Here is a 23,666-nt window from a genome sequence, read left to right on the forward strand (position 1 = left end):
TTACCTTCCAACTGTTCCAAAATTAATGATTTTGAACGAAATATCATATGTGAACTCTGCCTCAGTGAACGTTTCATCCCAATGCCCTTTTACTTTATCCCAGTAATCCGGGTATTGAATCCGAACGTAGTCAGATAAAAAGGTAGGGTCTGCTTTATACGTATGCTGCAGCTGATCCATAATCTGCTTGATATCGTGTTTCAGCTTTTTCTCAAAAATGTTTTCCAGCTTGCGCAAATAGCTCTCGCTAAAAGAGTTTTCTCTTGGACTCTGATCTTCTGTCAGAATGCCTGTTGTTTTGACTGAAATATGAAAGACAGGCTTTCCATTCTGAATGGCAGGTTTGATTTTTGATTTGGACTTCTTAATCTCAAATGTAATCGGATGTCCTTTTTCTTCCGCCGGCATGACGCCGCCTTGGATTGTCCCCATTACCCATGTCAGCGCTTGTGTTTCATCCGCTGAAAGAAATCCGACGAGTTTATTGCTGCCGCTTTTAATAATGCCAGCCCCGTCATACTTTGCTTTTCCCTTTTGGTTTTTCACGGCTTGGATGAGAAAACTGTAGCCGTTTTGGCAATAGATAGAAGCTCTTCCGATCCGAAGCGGCATCATAATTTTTCCGTTATATCCGCTGTTATTTGTCAGATCAATCAGCTTTTCGGAAGGCATCGGCAGCTGCTGCTTTGGACTTCCTTCCGTGAAAATTTCTCCAGCTTCCCCTCTGGCTGCCATCAAATAGCTGCTTCGCCTCAGCTCATCATCCCGGATAAAATGGTTGAACACTTGATCCATATTTTGATTTTTCATTAGCTTTTCTCCCAAAAGAATCACTTTTAAATGGTCGCTATAGATAGGAGGGTCCTTGATGGATACATCACTGACCGCTTCGAGAATGGTTTTCCCGCGGGAGGTCACATTGACAAATTCCGGTTTTCCTGATGCTTGGCTGTCTTCACTTTGGGGAAGAAGGTTTTGATAGGTTAATTTATACTGATGGTCATCAGTTTCATCGATAGCAAGTCCCCTGGCGAAAGACAGTTTTTCAATATTTTTGACATCCCAGCATCCGCAGAGCAGCTGCAGCATCAGAACCATTGCTGCAAGCTTTATTATTGTTTTCATTGCAGCTGCCCCCTCCCCAGCTTCTTCTGTACCCAGCTCAAAAACCAGATGAGAAATGGTATGATAATGACACCTAAAAATGCATATCCGAGAAGTGAACCGTAATAAAACACGGCATTAAGATCGTCAGGAAGCATTGTGAAGAAAAATGTAACAGCCAGCAGTGCAGCAAGCAGCCACGGATTGTTTTTATTTTTTAGGTGAAAGACATCTGTTAATCCGATATGCGCGCCTTTAAAAGAGCCGAGCATACATGCAAATTGCTGAGCTGTCCAAGTCAACTGTAAAAACAGGTCAAATCGTTCAATAAAAATCCCTGGGATTTCTAATGCGTGGATGAGTGAAATGGTCGGCCACGTCACTGTTTTAGCTTCAGCCACACTCATACAGCCAATGACAATAAACAAAGTAATGCTGTAGAAAACAGTTGAGGTTGCAATGCCCAAAGCGACAGCTTTTTTAACCTTCTTCGGATCTTTCATAAAGGGAATGAGATAAAAAATGACTTCAAATCCTGAAAAATACAAAAGGGTTTTAGGAAATAAAGAGAAAAAACTTTGGTAACCGCCTTCAAAAACGGGTCGGATAAAATCTAACTGAAACAAACGAAAGCTAAACATCAGAAGCATCAGAAAAATAATAATAGTGATAGGAAAGATATACGCATATACCTTCGCAATGGGGTAAACACCTCCGGCCACATGATAGATGGCAACCGCCAGAAAAATAATGACGACAACCGCCATCGGCGTGTTTTTTAATAGAAAGAATGCGACAACCTCTCCCAAGACCCGGGCTTGAAAGCATACGATACCGATAAAATAAAGGGTAATAAATAAATTCAAAATGAAACCGATAAATTTTCCGGCTGCAATACTGTTGAGCTCAAAAATTGTTTTCCCGCTGTTTCGTTGAAGAAAAGGCAAAAATAGCAGAGCATAAATAATAAAAATAACGCCCTGAAGCAGGATCATAATCCATCCGCTCGGACTTTCGGTTTCAGCGGCTGAGCGGGGAAGGGTTAAGACACCGGCACCGATCATTGTACTGCTTACCATAATAAGCGTCTGCATAAATGTAAGCTTGTCCTCTGATTGCATCATAGCCATCACCTTTGTCTGTTTTTATCTTTTGTGTCTTTACGGGTAGGTCTCCTTTTTAAAAATAGGGTAGGGATGCGAATCACAGTGTCCTTTAAATCTTGTCCGGGCTGTGCCATTATGGGAATAATGTAATCTTGGCCAAAGCTTTTCAGTCGCATCAAGTGGCCGATCACAAACAGAAAGACCATGATGACGCCATACATGCCGAGCATCGCGGCACTTATCATACCCGCAATGCGAATAATCCGCAGCGGAAAGTTATAGGCGTATGAAGGAACAGTAAAGGATGCCAATGCGGTAATTGATACAACTATGACCATCAGTGCGCTGACGATTTGCGCTTGTACGGCTGCCTGTCCAATGACAACGCCTCCAATAAGCCCAATCGTCTGCCCGATCGGTTTTGGCAATCTTAAACCGGCTTCCCTTATCAGTTCTATCGTAAATATCATAATAAAAGCTTCGACAAAAGGCGGAAAGGGAACATTCAGCCTGCTGCCCGCAATCGAAATAGCCATTCTCGTCGGCAAAAGACCGGTGTGGAAGGAAACGAGAGAAATATATAAGCCGGGCAAATAAATGGTAATCAGGATGCTTGAATAACGAAGCAAACGAATAAGAGACATTGTAATCCAGCGCTGGCTGTAATCATCCGGTGAATGAATAAATTCATCCACCGTTGCCGGTACAATCAATGCAAATGGTGTACCATCTACTAATATGGAGACCCGTCCTTCTAACAATGAGCTTTCTACACGATCAGGCCGTTCAGTGCTTAAAATCGTGGGAAAGATTGAAAAGGGTTCATCTTCAATGAGCTGTTCAAGTGTGCCTGATTCCGGCAAATCATCTGTCGTGATGGATTTCAGCCGTTTAAACACTTCTTTTATGACATAATCAGGTGCAATATCCTGAATATAAGCGACAGCTATCTTTTTTTTCGTCCTTTTGCCTATTGTCATTTCTTTTATTACGAGATTAGGGTCACTCGTCCGCTCTCGCAAAAGTGCCGTGTTTGTCCGCAGTTTTTCAATAAAGCCAATCTTCGGCCCGCGTTCCACGATTTCTGAGGAAGGCTCTTCAAGGTTGCGCGTCATTAACGTTTTCGTATCAAATGCCAGCCCCGCGCTGTAACCATCGGCCAGCAAAATGGTATGTCCGGAAAAAATGAGCTGCTGTATTTCTTTTATTGTAGAAACAACGCTGTGATGATAGCCGAAAAAGAAAGCGGATAAATCTTCAATCAAGCCTTCTTTTTGAGCTAACGATTCTTTTTGTAAAGGAGAAATGACGTATTGCGCCAGAAGCTTATTTTCTGTCAAACCGTCAATATACAGCAGGCAAGCCTTCTGTCTGCTGTCTCCGAAAGAAAACGTATAAAACATGATATCGTCGTTTTGCCCCAATTTTTTTTTCAATGTTTCTACATTGTGCTGGAGATCAGAGTCGATTTGCATAGTTTCTCTCCTTTATAAAAACATATTGACGGTTTTTATTAATTTGTATCAAAAAAGGAGAATTATTCTTCATAAGGAAAAGGCTGAAACAAACCTTCTTGTGAAAGTGATATAATAAAAAGGAAGCGTTTTCTCAAAAGGGGTCATTGATACATAATGCTTTGTACATATGTTGTCATTGAAAAGCAGACAGACATAGGGGCGTTTGTAAGGGGCACGCATCGGGAAAATAATGATCAGCCATTTAAAGGGGAGGGGTACGGATCATGACGCAATCACCGATTTTTTTCAAGCCAGTGTTTAAAGAAAGAATCTGGGGCGGCACCGCTTTACGCGATGTCTTCGGGTATGACATTCCATCAGAAACAACAGGGGAATGCTGGGCCATTTCCGCTCATCCAAAAGGACCGAGCACTGTTGCGAATGGCCCGTATAAAGGAAAGACATTGACCGAGCTTTGGGATGAGCACCGGGAATTGTTCGGAGGCGTGGAGGGAGACCGGTTCCCGTTACTGACGAAGCTGCTGGACGTAAAAGAAGATATGTCGATTAAAGTCCATCCCGATGATTATTACGCTGGAGAGAACGAACAGGGAGAACTCGGCAAGACGGAGTGCTGGTATATTATTGACTGCAAAGAAAACGCAGAAATCATTTACGGACATACGGCGCGTTCAAAAACTGAGCTTGTCACAATGATTAACAGCGGTGACTGGGAAGGCTTGCTGCGAAGAATCAAGATTAAGCCGGGTGATTTCTATTATGTGCCGAGCGGTACGATACATGCTTTATGCAAAGGGACGCTTGTGTTAGAGACCCAGCAAAATTCAGATGCCACATATCGGGTCTACGACTATGACCGTCTCGAAACAAGCGGCAAGCCAAGGGAGCTTCATTTTGCAAAAGCCATTAACGCGGCGACCGTTCCCCATGTGGACGGATATATAGATGAATCAACCGAATCAAGAAAAGGAATAACAATTAAAACGTTTGTCCAAGGGGAATACTTTTCCGTCTATAAATGGGACATTAATGGAGAGGCTGAGCTTTCGCAGGATGAGAGCTTCTTGATATGCAGTGTAATAGAAGGAAGCGGTTCGCTTACGTATGGAAACGAAACATGCCCGCTTAAAAAGGGCGATCACTTTATTTTGCCTTACAATATGTCCGACTTCACAATTAAAGGCACATGCACACTGATTGTGTCACACATGTAAACTTAATCTCACTTAGAGATTAAGTTTTTTATTTTTTCAAAAATGGAATGGATTGACCTATAAATAGAGCATACGCGTGCCGATAAATAAACTAGTTTTATATACTCATTGAATAAGAAAGAGGAGAAGGAATGAAAAAGAGATTAATCGCACCGATGCTTCTGTCCGCCGCGTCCCTTGCCTTTTTTACCATAACCGGCTCTGCACAGGCTGCAGCGTATACGGACTACTCGATTTATAAGGTGGAGCCGGCAAAAACATTCAGTACAGAAAGCCAAGCCTCTCAGGCCGCCGCCAAATTGGAAAAAGACACAGGCTGGGATGCCTCCTATCAGGCTTCAGGAACAACAGCAACCTACCAAATTACCGCTACAGGCATACATAGCGAAGCACAAGCTAAAACCGTGCTGAGCGGACTGACAAAACAGACAGCCATTACAGGCACATCCAGTCCAGTCGGCAGCAAACAGCCGTATATGACCATCACGTCCGGCGCAATACCAAGTGAAAAACAGGCCAACACCCTGCTGGCCAAGCTTAAGCAGGAAACAGGGGTATCCGGCGCTGTGAAGATGTCCGGCACAGCCCAGTTTTACATGAACGTGGTTACCTCGGAAATAGCAGATGAGATGAAGGTAAAGGAGCTTATCCAAGGCCTGACAAAGAAAACGGGGATAAAAAGCACGTACCAGCCCGTTACTCATGAAGTGTCTGTAACAAGCATTCAATCAGGTGCTATTATCGGAGACAGCAAGGCTGCCCAAGTCAAAAACACATTCCAAAAAGAATCAGGACTGAAGGCATCATTAAAAGAAACAGCGAAAGGCCAAGCCTATTACACGTTTACAACAGCCTCTATATCAGGTGAAGCAAACGCCAAGACTTTGTTACAGCAGCTGAAACAAAGCACCGGAATTACGGGAAGCTACAAGTCAATCAATCAAAAAACTACAGCAGACGTATACAATGTCCAATCGGCTTATTTCAAAGGGCTGAATACAGTGAAGGATGCCATCAGCCAAATCAAGAAAAACACTGGGGTGTCCGGATATTATCAAAAGGTCGGCAAAAGCACATCATATACGGTAAACATGAAGAATTTGACAAAACAGCAGCTTCAAAAGGTCGACGCATTTTTCAAAAAGAAAAAATGGCATTACACGTCATCTGCCGTGAAAAAAACGGCAACATCATCTGCCTATCAAATTACGACTGCACAGATTTTAGGTGAGCAGCAGGCCAACAAAGCTGCAAATTTCTTCACACAGAAGAAAGTAAAGGCAACGAAAAAAGCGACTGGAAAAAAAGCCGAAAACCAATATCAGCTCATTTCTGAAGAAACAACAGACCAAGCAAAAGTTACAAAAGGTTTGAACGTTTTAAAGAAGTATAAGCTAAGTGCTGCAGCAAAAACAGTAAAAAAACAAACTGCCAACACGTTTAAAATTACAACTGAATCTCTGCTGGATGCGGCAAAAGTCAATGAAGCCATCACGTTCTTTAAATCAAATCAGATTTCAGCCGCAAGCAAAAAAACGGGTCAGACAGCAGGAAGTAAATATCAAATCATCACTGAGGCGATCATCAGCCAAGAGGACATCGATCGTGTACTTGCTTTCTTCAAAAAAAATAACGCCTCTGGCACAGCCGCGAAAACAGGCGCGACAGCATATACACAATACAAAATCCTGACATCTCAGCTCAGCAGCAAAACAGCATTGAACAATGGACTGAACTATTTTAAAGCTCAGCAGTTAAGCGCGAACTACACGACCAAAAGCAACACGCTTTATAAAATTAGCCTTAACGAGCAATTCACAGGCAATAGCGCAGCTTCAGCGGCATCAGCGAAGCTGAAAAAATTATATGGATGGACATCATCCATTGTAAAAATAAAAAACGGTCCGCAAATCATGAAAACGAATTATAATCTCTCGCTTCGTGATATGGTTCAAAAACAAATGAAAGTCAGCCCGCAAACCGACGGTGCAGCTTACGTATCCCTCGCGTATATCAATACAGCAACCTCTACGGTTACAGCTGATGTACTCAACATCCGGTCAACGCCGGCAGTCAGTCCGACGAACGTCATCGGCCAATTAAAAAAAGGCGATAAAGTGAAAATCATCGGCCAGACAAACGGCTGGGCTAAAATCAATATGGGGTGGAGAAACGCTAGCAGCGATGAAGTAGGACAATACGTTGACCCGAACAACTTTTCCAAGGACAGCAAATACTACTTCCAATTTCTTAAGCTGTCACAGACAGCCGGCCTCAGCGTTGCCGAGGTCAATCAGAAAGTGCTTGCGGGCAAAGGCATTCTGACAGGAAAAGCAAAGGCATTTATCGATGCTGCAACTAAGTACAGCATCAACGAGCTATATTTAATCTCACACGCTCTCCTTGAAACAGGAAACGGAACATCCGATTTGGCCAATGGTTTAACCTATAACGGAAGAACCGTTTATAACATGTACGGAATCGGCGCATACGATAGCAACCCGAACTACTACGGCGCCAAATACGCATACGAGCAAGGCTGGTTCACACCAGAAGCCGCCATTATCGGGGGCGCCAAGTTCATAGGCTCATCCTACATTCATAACACAGCCTACAATCAAGACACGCTATACAAGATGAGATGGTCAGCCACAGCTGCACACCAATATGCAACAGATATCGGCTGGGCGTACAAACAAGTAAACCGCATGTACAGCCTGTATTCATTACTGGATGGATACACACTGTATTATGATGTTCCGGAGTATCAATAAATAAAAAAACACCTTTTGCCGCAGCAAAAGGTGTTTTTTTATTATCTTTTAAGAACTTTATCCTCTAACGGTTCCTCTTCCTGAGGGAAAACAATTTGATCAATGACACGTTCACTTGCTTTCCCATCCAGATCATCAAAGAAATAATGTACAAATGAATCAATTTGATCGAAGTTATATTTCTCTTCTTTAATAATAGAAATCATTTGATCAGACGTTTTCGCAAGCGGGCCTGGGATAAAGTCAAAGTAATCGTAATAGAAATCACGTTTCCGAATATAATCATCAACATCATAGCTGAAGAAGATCATCGGTTTATTTAATAAAGCATACTCAAAGCATACTGAAGAATAATCCGTAATCAGAACATCCGTCACAAGCAATAGCTCATTGATTTCTCTGAAAGAAGAGAAATCATAAAAGAAATCGCTGTACTGATAAGGGATATTGGCGTCGTTCCGAACGAACGGATGTATTTTAAATAAGAAGATATATTCATCCTTTAATTCATGATACAGACGGTCAAAATCAAGTACCTCAAAAGGATAATGGGCTGATTGCTGTCCATTTCCGCGGAAAGTAGGCGCAAAGAGGATAACCTTCTTATCTTTAAGGAATGGATATTCCGTATAAAGACGTTCCTTCACAAATGCTTTTTTCGCTTCATCAAAGAAGAAGTCTGTTCGCGGAACACCGGTAGCAATCACATTCTCAATGTCCACGCCAAAGCCCTCTGCATAGTGCTTCCGTATATTTTCAGAGCTGACAATAACCTTCGTGTAGTTTCTGTGGTTTTTCGAATGCGGTGACGGTCCTCCCGGCAGTCCGATTCGGCTGTAGCCGAATGTCTTAAAGGCGCCAACAGCATGCCACAGCTGGACAAGGTCAGCATTTTTACGGATTTTTAACGGGTAAATAATCGGATAAAAATCATCTATAAAAATGATCTTGCTAGTCGCAAAATGATAAGCCATTGACATTAGTTCAGACAGGCTTTTTCTGTCACGTATGCTGCTCTTTAAGAAAAATTTAAAATCAAAGTTTTCTTCCCGCTTCAGCAGTTCCTCGTAAACAAATTCAAAGTTGCCTGTCAAATCAAGACGGCTGTCGGAAGCAAAGACGATCTTGTTCGACTTAATTGGAAGCAGGCGGAACACATCATAAGCAAAATGGAACAAGCTCGTATTCAGCTTGCGCAAAAAGCGGTTTGCTTCTTTTCCGGTATCAAGCTCCAAAAGGCTCGGATCAATTTCCTGCAGTTTGTTGCAAGACAAATTAATCGTCTTTTCGCTCTCATCATAGTTCACGATCAAATTAAACTTCATGAGCTTTTTAGCTGAATGAAATTCCATCTTTGTCGCATATACATCATTAGAGAGGAAACTGCTAACATTTCCGACCGTATGCACTTCCTGGTGTTTGATATTTTGGTCATCGACTGCCTCGATTTCGAGAAAGAGCTTATACTCGCCTTGTGGCAGAGGCTTGTCATTCATCAATTTAGAAAAGTTAATCTGTTGTGAAAATCCTGCCCATTTATAGGCTTCAGGCACATTTGAAGTATTGATCGATAACTGCTCTACAGGACAATCGCGCAACGAAACAGCTGTAAATAAAACACCGTTGTTCACCAATAATAAACGTTTGCGGACCTGATCCTCTTTTTGCAGAGGCAGACCCTTAATATACATATAACCCGCAATCTTAAGGATCGACCCATTCCAAGAAAACTCAGAAATTTTTCTGACAGGCACTTGCTGATTTTCTTCGACACGCTTCGTTTTATCAAAAAGAGAAAAGACTCTGTTATCTGTTGGATGAACGACCAGAGCTGTATTTTCTTTTTTCACTTTCTTTCTTGATCTGAAAAGTCTGTTCTTAATCTTTCTGGCAAGCTTCACTTTGTACCTCACTTTCTCCTAATCGGCACCAGATGTTAAAAATGATGAAATAAAATCGGCTACCCGCTCTGAAGATTTGCCGTCTTGATGGGTAATAAACTTCTGTGAAAAAGCTTCAATCCGCTTCGTATCAGCTTCATGCACATTCTCGATGTCTCGAACAAGCGATGTAGTGTCCCTAGAAATCGGCCCAGGCACAAATGATTCAAATGGATAGTAGAAATCACGTTCTTCTAAATAGTCTTCTAAATCCGGGCAGTAAAAATACATCGGACGCTTCAGCAGGCTGTATTCGAAAATGACTGAAGAATAATCGGTTATCAGTCCATCAGAGATTGCCATCAAATCATACAAAGAGTACGAATCGGATAAATCCAGCACAAAATCATCCTCTTCCGTACGCGCGTGCTGGCGCATATACGGATGAAGATGGAGCATGACGACATAATCCTTATGGTTTAGCGCTGATTTTAATTGTAGCAGATCAAGCGGGGTAGCGTAACCCTCTTGATGATGTCCGCTGCCTCGAAAGGTAGGAGCATACAAAAGCTTTTTCTTATGCTTAAGTTCAGGATAAGCCCGATCAAACTGATCTTGAACAGTGCGAATATGTTCCTGATCATAAAAATAATCCGTTCTCGGTATACCAAGCGGCAAAATCTGCTCTTGCTCCATTTGAAAAGCTTCAGCAAAATGCGGAACGGCAGCGGGTGCGCTGACAATCGCATAGTCATAGTTAGAATGCACAGGAACGATCTTCAGGTAATCGGAAGAAGGTCCAAACGGCTTGTTCACAATGCTGTAGCCAAATTTTTTAAACGCACCGCAAGCATGCCAAAGCTGGATGGCTACTGTTTCCTTTCGTTTGGGAACAACGTACAAAGGAAAATAATAATCATCCAACAACAGCACACGGCATGTGGCAAGATGATATAAAGAGCTGAAAAGATGAAGCAAATACGAAGCTCGTCCGATCAACCCCTTATCCATCTTGCGAAATAGCAGGGTAATACGAAGAGACGGATCTTGCTCCAGCTTTTCATAGACTGCTTTGAAATTATCACTTAAATGATCCTCACGATAGGAAGCTATGACAACTTTGTTATGCTGTACTGGTAATAAAGCGCTCAATAGTTTATAAGCAGTGCCGAATACTCCTTTTATAATTCGTGTAAGGAATGTTTTCACTGTTTAAATGTCCCATTCAATAACAGTTTTTCCCCAAGATGAAGTCAAATCTGCTTCAAACGCGTGTGTAATTTCCTCAATACTGCGTACCGGAAAGCGTCCGCCGACTAATGTTTCTAAATAATCAACGACTTCTGGGTATTGAGCTAAAAAGTCTACAGTACGGGCAAAATCCTCGCGTCCGCTGCGGCTGCTGCCGATCAGCGTAATCCCTTTTTCAAGCACCATTCTTGTTTCAATTTCCACTGGGTATTCCGATACGCCTAAGAGCGCTACACATGCTTCAGGATGAACATGGGCGATGATCTGTTCAATCGCGCTTTCACTGCCGCGTCCGCCTACACATTCAAAGGCATGATCGATTCTCACATCTTCAGGAATGTCGTTGATTTGATAAGCTGCATCAACAAAAGAGAAATGATCAAGTTTATAAGGCGTTTTTCCGAAAATAAACACTTTGCTGTCCGGATATTTCTTCTTCAAAAGAAGCGTCATGATAAATCCGAGGTTTCCGTCTCCCCAGACACCAAATGTGTCACGCTTCTTATGCGCCATCCGTTCAAATCGGGAAAGCGCATGGACTGCAATGGTGATTAGCTCGGTAAAAGCTGCTACATGCGGATTAATGCTGTCCGGAAGTTCAACGAGCCGATCCGCGGCCATAAACATGTAATCCTGCATGAAACCGTCATAACCGCTGGAACGGAATCTGCTGGACCGCAGATAATTTTCCGCAATCACTTCATGCTCTTCAACCGGTGTATTCGGCACCATGACAACCCGTGTTCCGACTTTAAAAGTGCCGGTCGGATCAAACATCACTTTTCCGATTCCTTCATGGATCAGGGCCATCGGCAGTTTTTTATCCATGGCTTCTTTGCCGCGGGAACCAGTGTAATAACGCTGGTCGGCAGCACAGATGGATAAATGGGTAGGCCGGACGACGACCTTATCTGAATGGACAACTTTATCTTTATACGTCACTTCAAATTGTCGGGCAGAAACTAAACGATACGTTTGATTAATCATTGTGAAATTCGCTCCTGTAAAATGGCATTTGCCACTTTTAAGTCATATGGTGTCGTTACTTTAATATTAAAGACTTCACCGCGAACCAGCTTCACTTTTTCACCAGCTAGTGAACAGATTTTACAAGCGTCAGTCAGTACGGCTTTTTGATCATCTGAGAGCTGATTATAAAGTTCGACCAATTTGCTGATGCGGAAGCTTTGCGGTGTTTGTCCCTGATACATATTATCGCGTACAGGAATATCAGAGATAAACTCTTGGTCTTCTGAAGCGATAATTGTGTCAATGGCTGATATGACTGTGTCGACAGCGCCATATTGAAGAACAGCATCAATGTTTTCCTCGATAATACGATGAGTCAAAAATGGGCGCACAGAATCATGGGTAATAATCACGTCATCATCCTGAATGCCAAATTCTTTTTCGATGTAACGGATACCGCTCATAATTGATTCATTGCGGTCGCTTCCGCCTTCCACCACGACCAGGCGATCATCGTTTCCAATGAATTTCTTTAAAATATCTTTTGTATGGTTAATCCACTCTTTAGGTGAAACGATTAAAATCTTATCGAAACGGTCATTTAATAAAAATTTTTCAACCGTATGAATAATAATAGGACGTTTATTTAACGGCAAAAACTGTTTTGGCATATTGACATTTCCCATGCGGGAACCTTTTCCACCGGCTAGAATCTCAGCATAAATCATAAAATGACTCCTTCCTTACCACAACTCATAATGTTTTATAAAGGGTTTTCATATTATTTGCAATACCGATCTTTATTATATATAAAGATCAGTATGATTTCTCGTTTATATAGCGTAAAAGCTGCTTGCTGGCATTTCCTTTAGAGTACAGATTCCATTCATGGGAAAAACGCTCCACTTCAGATTGAAGCTTGTTTATATCTTGCATCTGTTCTAGGAGCATTTCTGAATCAATGCAAGGCACCCCAGGTATCATCTCTGTATAATTTCTAATCAAACCGCGTGTTTTGTCGTAAGCAACCATATCATACGCATAAAACAGAATGGGTTTGTCCAACAGAGCAAATTCAAAAGGAACTGAAGAGTAATCCGATATTAACAGATCGCTCATTTTTAAAAGGTCTGCAAGAGGGAGATCTGATACATCTTTTATCCACTCATTATTGACAGGTAAATCTGCAGATTGTTTCATAACAGGATGCAATTTTACCGCAAGCAAAAATTCTCCTTTTAAATCATATGCCAGCTGTTTTTCTGAAAATGGCAGCGAAAAGCTTTCAAACTGATGATCCCTGAAAGTCGGGGCGTACAGAATGATTTTTTTCCCTGCCGGCAGATGGTGTTTGCATTTTAGTTCATGACCGTTTTTGCCGGCCTCATAGTAAGCATCAGTTAATGGCACGCCAAATCGAAGAAATTTATCCTCTGTGATATCGAAAAATTCCTTGAATATGTCGGCCATGTGTTCAGAACCGACGACAATCCGGTCAAATGAAGCATATACCTTACGAAAGCGTCTCACGTCAGACCGGGAACGATTCTGAGTATTGATATCCTTTAACCCAAAGCGCTTAAACGCTCCGTTCGCATGCCAGACTTGTATGCACTCAATATCCGGCCGGCTGGACAAAACAGTTGTTAAAACAAAATAGTTATCAACAACCACGGCTTTACTGCTCAGCATAGAAAAGACCGCTTTACATATATGAAGCGGGTGTTTTTCATTAATAACTGAGACGGAGAGTGCCGGAAATTCATCTGCCAGTGATTTGGCGTGCTGGGTAAGCAGCACATTAATGTTAAAGGAATATTGTCCCTCCTGATATTCCTTTAACAGAGCACGGGCATTATCAGGAAAAGATACAAGCAGGGTCAGTTGATTCCCCGGTTTTACCCAAAAGAGTAAAGCGCCAATGACTTTTATGAACAAAGAATAAAAAAACGCAAACATAGATTGAGGATTCACCCTGTCATCAGCTCTAGTGGGCTGTCAAAGATTATCCGCTGATACAGCGAATGATTTATATATTTCATTTAAACCATAGCTCCTTTAAAGACCGTTTACAAATGGCGTGATTGATCTTTAACCTGCCCTGTATATTGCGGCTTGGCTGAAGCTCGTTCATGCTTCAGCACGGCTGTAACATATTTAGGAATGCTCAGCATTCTTCTCCAGCGCGAAGGGTTGGTGATCAGCCTGTACATCCATTCAAGGTGAAAACGGATAAAAAACGACGGCGCTCTTTTTACATTGCCGCTAAACACATCAAAACTGCCGCCGAGCCCTACAGCTACAGCTTGAGGGAATAAATGCCTGTATTTATGGATAAAGAACTCCTGAACAGGGTAACCTAACGCGACAAACACCATATCCGGCTTTGCAGCAGCAATCTTGTCTGCCACTTCACTTTGATCCTTGACATAGCCGTCAGAGTATCCGGCAATTTCAACTCCAGGATAATCACGGCGGACTCGTTCGATTGTTTGCTCAATAACATGTTTTGCTGCACCGTAAAAGAAAACACGCTTTTTCTTTTGGTGAGCCTTATCCAACAGGGACGTAAACAAATCATAGCCGGCTATTCTGGATTGAAGAGGTCTTCCGATTAACTTGGAGACCATAACAACACCAATACCATCCGGCAAAATAAAATCAGCAGATGAAAGAACTGTTTCATATCGCGGATTTTGCATCGCTTCAAACCCGATCTCTGGATTTGCCGTAACAATAAACGCTCCTTTGGCCTGATCCAAATATGAAGTTTCCAAATGGGATACAAATGAAGACAATTCACCGTCTACAAAATCTAATTGATTAATGGGTTTCGTTTGCATTATGTCAACCCTCCTTTTCATCTATATGTCTATAAAAAACATGTGTCATTCGTATAGTTTGTGTAAAGACCATAATTCATCACTTTACCTGAAAACATCTTACCCTATCATACCACAAAAATCTTTAGGAACTTTTAACATTCACATTACAATTCCTTCACGTTTTGACGATGAATTAATATGAGGAGGGTGTACAAAATAAATGACGTAACACAAAGCAAATCGTTTCACTCAAATTGATGACAAAAGAATCGATGTTTCCATAAACGAAAGCTTGGTATAATGAAATGAGATAAGGCATTAGACCTGTAAATTTTATACATCAACATAGATTTATCCCAAATATTATTAGCAATTGACATTTTTAAAGAGCCTTAACTTTTATAGGAACTTATGCTATTATTGTTCATTATTAATGGTACGTAAAATTTATGTCGAAATTATGAACAGTTTGTTAAGTTTTTTGGTTTTTATCTGGCACTCTCAGTTGAAAACGGTTGGAAGGTGATGTTATCTAATGAAGAAAGTGATAACGTACGGAACATTTGATTTATTTCACTATGGACATATGAAGCTGCTTGAACGAGCAAAAGACCTCGGAGATTACTTAATCGTAGGCTTGTCTACAGATGAGTTTAATTTGCAAAAACAAAAAAAATCGCATCATTCTTATGAACATAGAAAACTCATTTTAGAAACAATCGATTTTGTGAATGAAGTCATTCCAGAAAAAAACTGGGAACAAAAAATCTCAGATATCAAAAAGTACGGAATTGATACGTTTGTCATCGGTGATGACTGGAAAGGGAAGTTTGATTTCTTAAAGGAATATTGCGAGGTCATATACCTTCCAAGAACAGAGGGCATTTCAACTACTCAAATCAAAAAAGACATGGCTAGTCTATAGAAGTACTAATTAAAAGAGGCTTGAAGTAATGTTCAGTTGCTTCTTTTTTTCTTGTTTACGGAGAGAAACATTTAATTGTTTGATATTTAAGGAGTCTAAAATGAAATCAATGATTTTTAAAAAATATAGAAGTCTATTGGTCGTTGTATACTCAATTGTTTTTAGAATAATTGGGCTATTGCCCAGAAACGAAAGGCTAATAATTTTCGAAAGTTATTCGGGAAAACAATTTAGCTGTAACCCAAGAGCAATATTTGAATACCTTGAGGAAAATAAAGATAAATATGATTACCAATTATTCTGGAGTATAGATAAAAGAAACAAGGATTTATTTGAGAATTTGGATGTAAATTATTTAAGAAGATTCTCTCTAAAATGGCTATGGTATATGGCTACAGCGAAATATTGGATAACAAACAGCCGCTTGCCATTATGGATCCCAAAACCGAGAAACACCACATATGTGCAGACTTGGCACGGAACCCCCCTAAAAAAACTCGCAAATGACATGGACGAAGTACATATGCCAGGCACGACGACTGAGCAATATAAAAAAAACTTTCTAAAAGAGGCTAGTAAATGGGATTATCTGATTTCCCCTAATGCTTACTCTACAGAGATTTTTAGAAGTGCTTTTCAGTTTAAAAAAGAAATTATTGAGTCTGGTTATCCTAGAAACGACGTATTATATGCAAAAAATAAAGATGTGATTATCAAAAAAATTAAAAGAAAATTAAATATTGACGATAATAAAAAAATCATTTTATATGCACCTACGTGGAGAGATAACGAGTTTTATGGCGTAGGTAAATATAAATTTAATTTACAACTGGATTTAGAAGCATTAAAGAATGAATTTCAGAACTCTGCTGTTTTTTTATTGAGAATGCATTATTTGGTCCGAGAAAATTTTGATTTACAAAAATACAGTCATTTTGTTAAAGATGTTTCACTATATCAAGATATTAGAGATTTATACTTGATCAGTGACATTTTAATTACCGACTATTCGTCTGTATTTTTTGATTTCAGTAATCTAAAAAAGCCGATGTTATTCTATACGTATGATTTGGAGAACTATAGAGATAAACTGAGAGGTTTTTATTTCGACCTGGAGAAAAATGCTCCAGGTGAAATAGTAGAAAATAAAGAAGATCTATTTTTAAAGTTGAAATACGTTATAAATAATACCTCTTTACCAAAAGAATATAATCATTTTCACGAGGAATTTTGCTCTATGGAAGATGGTTTTGCGGCCAAGAGAGTTATTGAAAGTATTTTATAGAGCGGGAAGGAGGTAAGTGGTATATTCTCATTAATTATTCCAGTATATAATGCAGAAAAGTATTTACTTGAAACTATAGATAGTGTCATCAATCAAACAATTGATTTCGAAAAGTATATTCAATTGATTTTAGTTGATGATGGTAGCACGGATAATAGTAAAAAAATTTGTGAAGAGTTACAAAAAAAGTTTCCTAATAATATTGATTATAAAAGAATAAATAACGCTGGTCCATCCGCTGCGAGAAATATTGGACTAAGATTAGTGAATGAAACATCTAATTATATCGGATTCCTTGACTCTGATGATAAGTTATCAAGTGGGGCGCTCCACCATATAAAGGATTTTTTTGAGACAACAGGACGTAATGTAAATATTGCCGTATTACCAATATACTATTTTGGCTCCAGAGAAGGCGAACACAAGTTAAATTACCGTTTTCTTAAAGGGAATAGAGTAATTGACATTTTAAATGAATATGATGCTCCTCAATATTTCATAGGCGGGAGCTTTTTTAAAAAAGCTCTTATAAATAAATACGGCTCAACATTCGACGAAAATTTAGACTTTTGGGAAGATGCCCTTTTTATGAATAAACTAATATTAAATGAATCATGTTACGGGGTTGTAGCAAATGGAAAGTATTTTTATAGAAAAAGAACTGAGAAAAATTCATTAGTTGATACTTCTTGGCTATCACAAAAACGTTATACAGCTTTTTTGAAAAATTCATACTTTGTTTTGTTTAAATGGTCTAAACAAATCTATGGGGAGATACTTCCGTATGTACAATATCTAACAGCTTACCATATTAAATTATACCTTTATCCAAATAATAGAGATTCAGCTATTGAAATAATGGATACAGAAGATTTTAATCAGTTTATTATTGAGTTTAAAAATATTTTATGCCAAATAGAATCTAAGTATATTGTAGAACAGGACATGAATAGTTACTATAAAGAACTTTTGTTAAAGTATAAACAAGAAAAATATTCCTTCTCTTCTAGTATTGATAAGTTAGCAGATAAAAACGTAACAATCAATGATGTTAAATTTAGAGGGGTTTATTTAGTTTTACAAGGTCACTTTGTTAATGAGCTTTATGAAATGAAAAAAGAAGACAGAATTTATCTTAAGTATCTTCATAAAAAAATATATGCCAAGCAAATTTTACTTGATGAGAAAATAGAAATATGGGGTAATAAAGTTAGAGATTATAAATATGCTGGTTTTAAATTAAAACTTCCTATTTGGATATTAAAATTTTCAATAGGCCTAGAGGGGAAAAATTTTAATATTATTTTAAATGAAGTCAATATATTTAAATCCCTCGGTAAAAAAATATTACGTACTAAAAAAGCATATTTCGGAAAGGCCAAATGACATGAACATATTAGATGTAATATATGACGAAAAAAGGGGAAGTTTGAAGATTCTTTGTGATCGTAATGGATATGAAGGTTCTAACGATTTTTACTTCGGAAAAAAGGAAAATAGTCGAGATACGGAGCTTCATGAACAGATTAAACTTGAATATGAAGACATAAATAAAAGCTCTTTATGGTTATACGTTAATCTTAACGAAGTTTTTACTTCTTGTAATGTAAGCGAAAGCTATTGGTCAATTTATATGGCAACCACACTAGAAAATATACCATTGAAGTTTAATAGCTCTGAAAAAACTACTTATGCCTATTTTGTTCCTCATCAACATTCTATTTTTAAAGTTAGGCCCTATATTGCTAAAGACAAATCTTTAGCGTTTTTTATAAGGCCTATCGAATTTGTACCCGTTTTAAAGAATCTTAAACAAGATGCAAATCATTTTCATTTGAAAATTGAGTGTACTGGGGCAGACTATGATCGTTTATCAAAAAGACAATTGTCGTTATCTCTTCTAAAACGGGATCAACCTAGTCTATATTTCTATTCAAATGAAATAAATATAGCAAAAGAAGAAAACATATCAGAAATGCTATATTTCTCTATCCCAAAAGATTTGTTAATAAATGATGAACTTTTTGATGTTTTTATAAAAGCAGAAATTCCTAAAGATAATGATAATAAGTTGTTATCGAATCAAAAAGAGATATATTTAAAAGTTAATGTAGATAGCTCTTTAATAGAAGTGCTTCTTGAAAATAATTATAACATTAACGAGTTTTATACTTTAAAGGCTAATATAAATCCTAAAAGTCAACTTTCCTTTGAGACAATAAATAACAACTTCAGTCCAACTTTAATCAGAGTGGAAAACACTGGGGATGATTTGAAGTTTTTTATGGAAGTGGGAGAAGATAGCTTAGCTTACAACTTGCATTCAAATCTGTCTTTTGTATTAAAAAGAAGAAGAGTCCTAGGAAAAGAAGTTGAATATTATGACGAGATAGCTCTTCCAATAGAATTTAATGAAGGTCAGTTTATATCTAAAATAATAAAATCGAATATTTTGTCTAAGTCTTACCTTAAAGGAAACGACGTTTGGGATGCTTTTATTAGGTTAGACAAAGAAAGTAACATTATAGAAAATGAAGTTAAAGTAAATAAAGAAACATCTTATTCATTTAGCTATTTTAAAACAAATTCAAGGTGCTTAAAAAATTCCGAGGCCAAGTTTTTTGTTAATGGGAAATCTAATCTTTCGCTTTTTATTTCAGACCGGCAAACAGTAGGGACTAGACCGATACGAATTGCTGTGATGGGTACTTGCTTCAGCAGAAACCCTTTTAACTCCAGAGAGTATTTCAACCCTGGATATAAGAAGATTTATGAGTGTGTTTATACTCAGTTCCACTCATCAATAGTAAGCTTGGTTTCTAAACCGATCGCCTTTAATCAGGAAGAATTTAAAGATATAAAAGATCAAGATATAAACTTTGTTGAGACAGATTTCAAAAAAGATTTTTTTGAAAAACTAAAGGCATCTCAGCCTGATTACTTAATTATTGACCTTTACTCTGATGCTGCAAAATCACTTATTCAGTTCAGTGAACACCAATATGCCAGTGCAAGTTTTATAATTGAAAAAAGTCATTTTTTTAAGAATTTAAAAAATGCTGTTATTATTAATCATAATGATAATAGCAAATATTTTGAAGTCTTTAAAAAAGCACTTAACGATTTTATTGCTAAAGTAACAGAGATTTTACCTGAATCTAAAATTATTCTAAATAAAGGGCGTTTTACTTATAAATATAGAGATATAAATGGTGAAATTAAATTTTTTGGAGATCAGGAACTAATTGAAAGAAATAATTATTTTTGGGATAAAGTTGATAACTATTTTGAAAATATGTTACCTAATGTTAATATTATTGACCTGACAAATACACCTTTTATAGGTGATGAGCGATACCCTTTCGGAAAGTCGTTTTCTCACTATGAATCAGCATATTACAAAAAATTTATGGATAGATTAAATTCAATTGTGCTTGAAGATATTCAAACTGAACTAAAATCTAAACAATAAATGAATTTAATAAGGAGAAATTAAGTTGGATTATCCATTAATCAGTGTAGTTTTACCTGTTTACAACGTAGAAGCATATGTAGAAGAATGTCTGGAATCTATAATTAGTCAGACATTAGGATTTGAGAAGATAGAAGTTATCTTGGTCAATGATTGTTCAACAGATGGCACCGCCACCATTTTAGATAAATATGCGGAACGGTTTAAAAATATAAGAGTGATTCACTTAACCGAAAACTGCGGAGCGCCAGGAAAGCCAAGAAATATTGGGATTAACGAAGCTAAAGGTGAATACATTATATTTTTGGATCCTGATGATTACATTCCAGCAGATGCTTATGAAAAATTATATAAGGTCATGGAAAAAAATAATTCAGATTTCGTTATGGGCAAAATGCTAAGCTTTAATGACGAAAATGGAAAAACACATGAGCACATAACATTTAAAAATTATTTTATGCACAAGCATTATAATGATGTAAATATAGAGACTGTTCCGTTCTTCCTTCAAGTGAAAACAGCTGTCTATTTAAAATTAGTAAAAACAAGTTTCTTAAGAGAGCATAATATATTATTTCCAGAGGGTATGAGGAATGGGGAAGATAAAATTTATGATATGGCTCTCTTCACAAAAGCAAAAAAGTTTAGTTATATACCTGAATATATTTATTACTATAGAACAAGAAATGATGCAAACAATCTATCCCTGACACAGCAAAATATTAAAAACACCCTTAAAAATGATGTAACAGCTGCATTGAAAATCAAAAAAATTCTAAATGAAAAAGAATACTCTTATTTTCAAATAAATGCTTTCAGGTCTCTTTTGTGGAAAATCTGTGATCCTGAATTTAACAAAGTTCCTGTAGCTGAAAGACTTGAAATATTAGAAATGATTAGACCTGTTGTACAAGGATTTAACCCTGATATTACTGAAAAATATTTTTCTATTGAAAAACCTTTGCTTAGTTTGATTGAAAAAAACTTCTTACTAGAAGCTTTGGAATACAATTCTATGATCGTCTCAAGAAGATGGTGGTATAGTACAGGAATAGAATTGCAAAAAATGTTTAAGCGGCAGCAGGCCATAAAAAACTCACTTTCATGGAGAATAACTAAAATTTTTAGAAACAAAATTAAAACAAACAAGTTGAAATATAAAATTAAGGAGAAATTGGTTAGTGATTGAGACTACATTATTGATTCCTGTTGGCACTCAAGATAACAGCTTAATACAAACATATATTGACTTTGTTAAAGGTCAAAGTATGAATTGGAATAGTTTGGAGATATTTTTCGTTGTAGAAACTGATATAGCTGATCAAAATCTAGATGAAAATGTATATTTAATTAGTAACAAAAATTTTGATATTTCATTGATTAAGGGAGAGTATGTATTCCTTTCAAACATAGAATATCGTTATGATTCAGGTTTATTGAAAAGTCTTACTGAAAAGATGAATACAAATAGAGTACCTATAATAAGCGCAAATAAATTGTTTAATAACAATGAATTTGAAAATATTATTGCTTCGAGGATAATGAAAAAACAATATTTGATTGATACTTATTTCTTTTCGACAAATATTTTTAATCGTGACAACTTAATTCAATTCTTTTTTGAGCAAGATACAATGAACATTGAAATGGATTTTTTAGGCGAGTGTTTTGTAGATAATGAATTAATAGAATATAGTTATCAATGCAATATCAATTCATTAAAAAACATTGTCAGTATGAAAAATAAGCAATTTTTAGAGACATACGGATTTTTGATACTAGAAACATTAATGTCTTATGCAGATTCCAATGTTTTTTTGAATAATTTATTAGATAAAGATCACAGTGATGCATACGATACAATAAAAAAGGTAAGTGAAGTTGTTAGTGTAGAAGATATTTATGACTTCAATGAAGTAGGTTATGGAACTTTTTTTAAATTGATCCAGAAAGACTGTTATTATGAAGCAACAGAGTTTATGAAGTTGTTAAAAAGTAAAAGACACTGGTTCAATCAATCAAGAACTTATAAATCTTATTTTGCGAGAGTTCCGTTATTTGAAAAATCGTTATCTTGGAAATTAACGAAGCCATTGAGAGATTTAAAGTATCAATATCGTCATATAAAGCACCTGATAAATAAATATCTTCTTATTTTTCTTGCATATATAGTGAAGCTGATATATAGAAAAGATGTATGGTTAGTCGGGGAGAGATATGATCAAGCTGAAGACAATGGATATTCCTTTTTTGAGTATTGCAGAACAAATCACCCAGATAAAAAGATCTTTTATATTATTGATAAAGGATCTCCGCATGCTGAAAAGGTAGAACGATTAGGAAATATACTTTATCATTCTAGTTTTAAACATAAATTATTTATGTTTTTAGCAAACGCATATATAAGTGCATGGACGTTTCAGGAAGGTTTATATCCATGGCCTTCAAAAGTGTATAACAAATATTATAAAAGAATTTTAAATGAAAAATATAATATCTGTTTGCAGCACGGCTTAATCATGTATAACATTTCACCCTATTTGCATAAAGAAAAGTATAATCAAGATCTTGTTATTAGCAGTTCAGAAAAAGAAAAAGAAATTATCCTTAATACTCTAGGTTACAATAGTGATGAAGTTATCGTAACCGGGCTTTCAAGATTCGATAAATTAGCGAAAAATAAATCGAATAAAGACCAGATTTTAATTATGCCGACCTGGAGAAGAAGTTTAGTTCAAATGAATAAGCATAACTTCTTGAAATCTAAGTACTTTGTAGCATACCAAAGTTTACTTAAAAATGAAAAATTTCTCAATATGATAGAGGAAAAGGGTATTAAGGTCAAGTTTTATATGCATTATCAAATGCAAAAGTATATAGAAAATTTCAATGTTGACCATCCGCAAATTGAAATTTTAACAAAAAATAATGCGGTAGTATCTGATTTGATTAAAGAAAGCTCATTATTGGTTACAGATTATTCATCCGTTTCTGCAGATTTTTTGTTTATGAATAAACCAGTTGTTTTTTACCAATTTGATCCTTATGACAATCATTCTATCAGAGTAAATGAAATTAAATCTGAAGACATTGGTATAGTGGCATCAGAAGAAGAAACTGTTGTTAATAACATAATTGAGATTTGTAACCGAGATTTTATAATAGATAAGCAATATAAAGAGAGCTCTAAAAAGATCTTTAAATTTAAAGATGATCAAAACAATGAACGAATCTTCAATACGATTCTAAAATCTGTAAAAAGAGCAAATTGATGAGAACTATGAAAAAGACCGATGGAGTATATCTGTCGGCTTTTTCTATACATTAAATTTTAGATTGCTGCAATGTGAAAAAAAACTTATTATCTGTTACAATATTCATCG

17 protein-coding genes are annotated in these 23,666 nt (G+C 37.2%); 8 read left to right on the forward strand and 9 right to left on the reverse strand.

Going from position 1 to position 23,666, the window contains the following annotated elements; all coding sequences use genetic code 11:
- Genes DIC78_RS13120 through DIC78_RS13130 form a run of 3 tightly spaced genes read right to left on the reverse strand, consistent with a single transcriptional unit; the run spans position 1 to position 3,685 of the window.
- Positions 1-1,125 (reverse strand): spore germination protein GerBC, encoded by a 1,125-nt coding sequence (locus tag DIC78_RS13120; RefSeq protein WP_127696417.1) that lies wholly within the window; start codon positions 1,123-1,125, stop codon positions 1-3.
- Positions 1,122-2,228: a spore germination protein GerBB gene (locus DIC78_RS13125; protein WP_106019660.1), complete on the reverse strand. Its 1,107-nt coding sequence runs from the start codon at positions 2,226-2,228 to the stop codon at positions 1,122-1,124. The genes DIC78_RS13120 and DIC78_RS13125 overlap by 4 nt, the downstream gene beginning before the upstream one ends.
- A 5-nt stretch (positions 2,229-2,233) precedes the next feature.
- Complete coding sequence (locus tag DIC78_RS13130) at positions 2,234-3,685, reverse strand: spore germination protein GerBA (protein ID WP_127696418.1); 1,452 nt, start codon at positions 3,683-3,685, stop codon at positions 2,234-2,236.
- A 266-nt stretch (positions 3,686-3,951) separates the two neighbouring features.
- Here DIC78_RS13130 and manA point away from each other — a divergent pair, with 266 nt between their 5' ends.
- Positions 3,952-4,902, forward strand: coding sequence for a mannose-6-phosphate isomerase, class I (manA, locus tag DIC78_RS13135; protein ID WP_127696419.1), 951 nt, complete (start codon positions 3,952-3,954; stop codon positions 4,900-4,902).
- Positions 4,903-5,033: 131 nt separating this feature from the next.
- Positions 5,034-7,676, forward strand: coding sequence for a glucosaminidase domain-containing protein (locus tag DIC78_RS13140; protein WP_127696420.1), 2,643 nt, complete (start codon positions 5,034-5,036; stop codon positions 7,674-7,676).
- 41 nt (positions 7,677-7,717) lie between these two features.
- Here the strand turns inward: DIC78_RS13140 and DIC78_RS13145 are convergent, their stop codons facing one another.
- The 6 genes from DIC78_RS13145 to DIC78_RS13170 form a co-directional block, all read right to left on the reverse strand.
- Entirely contained in the window at positions 7,718-9,577 is a 1,860-nt protein-coding gene (locus tag DIC78_RS13145) for a CDP-glycerol glycerophosphotransferase family protein (protein ID WP_106019657.1), read from the reverse strand.
- 18 nt (positions 9,578-9,595) lie between these two features.
- Complete coding sequence (locus DIC78_RS13150; RefSeq protein ID WP_106019656.1) at positions 9,596-10,765, reverse strand: CDP-glycerol glycerophosphotransferase family protein; 1,170 nt, start codon at positions 10,763-10,765, stop codon at positions 9,596-9,598.
- A gap of 3 nt (positions 10,766-10,768) precedes the next feature.
- Positions 10,769-11,794 carry a ribitol-5-phosphate dehydrogenase gene (locus tag DIC78_RS13155; protein WP_059353651.1) on the reverse strand — a complete coding sequence of 342 codons (1,026 nt, stop codon included), beginning with the start codon at positions 11,792-11,794 and terminating at the stop codon, positions 10,769-10,771.
- Positions 11,791-12,504, reverse strand: a complete 714-nt coding sequence (locus DIC78_RS13160; protein WP_059353650.1) for an IspD/TarI family cytidylyltransferase — start codon at positions 12,502-12,504, stop codon at positions 11,791-11,793. The genes DIC78_RS13155 and DIC78_RS13160 overlap by 4 nt, the downstream gene beginning before the upstream one ends.
- A gap of 88 nt (positions 12,505-12,592) precedes the next feature.
- Complete coding sequence (locus DIC78_RS13165; protein ID WP_127696421.1) at positions 12,593-13,735, reverse strand: CDP-glycerol glycerophosphotransferase family protein; 1,143 nt, start codon at positions 13,733-13,735, stop codon at positions 12,593-12,595.
- A 110-nt stretch (positions 13,736-13,845) separates the two neighbouring features.
- Positions 13,846-14,619, reverse strand: a complete 774-nt coding sequence (locus tag DIC78_RS13170; protein WP_127696422.1) for a WecB/TagA/CpsF family glycosyltransferase — start codon at positions 14,617-14,619, stop codon at positions 13,846-13,848.
- Positions 14,620-15,136: 517 nt separating this feature from the next.
- On the opposite strand from DIC78_RS13170, the gene tagD reads away from it, so the two are divergent.
- The 6 genes from tagD to DIC78_RS13200 all read left to right on the forward strand — a co-directional run bounded on the left by tagD (position 15,137) and on the right by DIC78_RS13200 (position 23,555).
- Positions 15,137-15,526 (forward strand): glycerol-3-phosphate cytidylyltransferase, encoded by a 390-nt coding sequence (tagD, locus tag DIC78_RS13175; protein WP_059353647.1) that lies wholly within the window; start codon positions 15,137-15,139, stop codon positions 15,524-15,526.
- Between the two features lie 100 nt (positions 15,527-15,626).
- A complete protein-coding gene (locus tag DIC78_RS13180; RefSeq protein ID WP_127696423.1) occupies positions 15,627-16,811 on the forward strand; it encodes a CDP-glycerol glycerophosphotransferase family protein in 1,185 nt (394 codons plus the stop codon).
- 36 nt (positions 16,812-16,847) lie between these two features.
- Positions 16,848-18,197: a glycosyltransferase family 2 protein gene (locus DIC78_RS13185; RefSeq protein WP_223255264.1), complete on the forward strand. Its 1,350-nt coding sequence runs from the start codon at positions 16,848-16,850 to the stop codon at positions 18,195-18,197.
- A gap of 1 nt (position 18,198) precedes the next feature.
- Positions 18,199-20,283, forward strand: coding sequence for a DUF6270 domain-containing protein (locus DIC78_RS13190; RefSeq protein ID WP_127696424.1), 2,085 nt, complete (start codon positions 18,199-18,201; stop codon positions 20,281-20,283).
- A gap of 25 nt (positions 20,284-20,308) precedes the next feature.
- Positions 20,309-21,472, forward strand: coding sequence for a glycosyltransferase family 2 protein (locus tag DIC78_RS13195; protein ID WP_106019651.1), 1,164 nt, complete (start codon positions 20,309-20,311; stop codon positions 21,470-21,472).
- The gene (locus DIC78_RS13200) at positions 21,465-23,555 is read left to right on the forward strand and encodes a CDP-glycerol glycerophosphotransferase family protein (protein ID WP_106021951.1); all 2,091 of its coding nucleotides are present in this window, start codon (positions 21,465-21,467) and stop codon (positions 23,553-23,555) included. Before DIC78_RS13195 ends, DIC78_RS13200 begins: the two co-directional genes overlap by 8 nt.
- The last annotated feature ends 111 nt before the right edge of the window (positions 23,556-23,666 follow it).

Source organism: Bacillus halotolerans (genome assembly GCF_004006435.1).
Lineage (GTDB): Bacteria > Bacillota > Bacilli > Bacillales > Bacillaceae > Bacillus > Bacillus halotolerans.